Source organism: Arthrobacter sp. CMU6, from assembly GCF_059090205.1.
In genome coordinates this window covers 1-815 of sequence record NZ_JBNHFL010000081.1, presented here as the reverse complement: position 1 = coordinate 815, position 815 = coordinate 1, and the positions used below count along the sequence as shown (strand labels likewise).

Here is an 815-nt window from a genome sequence, read left to right as displayed (position 1 = left end):
GGCCCGGTGCCGGCGGGCTGGTGTCTGTGGGTGCCAACGCGCTTCAGAGTCTTCCTTCCGGATTGGATGCGGTTGACCGCAGCCTTGCTCTGTTGACGTCGGACCCGATCACGGCCGAAGACACCGCGCTGTGGGGTTTCCGCCGGTCCGCTGACTTCGCGGACCGCGTCGAGCAGCTCTCCCGAAGAGTGGAGCATCTGCAGATAATCGCCGCCGGGGCTGTGGACCGCTCCCGCACCGAAGCCGTCACCGCCGCGGCCTCACCCCTGGCCCCCACCGCAGCTTCCAGCCCGGATACGGACGCGGACCCGGGCGCCGATGGTTCCCGGAACACGGTCGAATTCCTCCGCGGCAGGCTGGGAATCAGCGCCTGCGAAGCCCGCCGCCGCCTCACCCTGGCCGACTCCCTCCTGCCCAGGGCCGGGTTCGGCGGGCAGCAACTCCCACCCCGCTACGAAAAGCTCGCCGCCGCGGTCAGCACCGGGCTGGTCAGCTCCCGCGCCGCAACCACCATCACCCTGGCCCTGGACCGTGCCCGGCACTTCACCACCCCCGGCCGCACCGCCGAGATGGAACACAATCTGACCCAAACCGCCATCGACAACGACGCCGACTTCCTCACCCAGGTCGCCCGGCACTGGGCCGAGGCGATCGACCAGGACGGCACCGAACCCTCCGAACCGGCCCTCCGCCAGATCCAGGGCGCCTTCATCCGCCGCCCCAAGCACGGCCTCCAGCACCTCGAAATCTTTGCCACCGCCGAGCAGTTCGAAACCCTCACCACCGTCATGAACACTGCCACCAACCCCCGCACC

At 69.6% G+C, this 815-nt stretch carries 1 protein-coding gene; it reads left to right on the top strand.

Features of this window, described 5'->3' with window-relative positions; all coding sequences use genetic code 11:
- Positions 1-92: 92 nt before the first annotated feature.
- On the top strand, positions 93-815 hold a 723-nt coding region (locus tag AC5RWD_RS23140), incomplete at its 3' end, for a DUF222 domain-containing protein (RefSeq protein WP_494022259.1).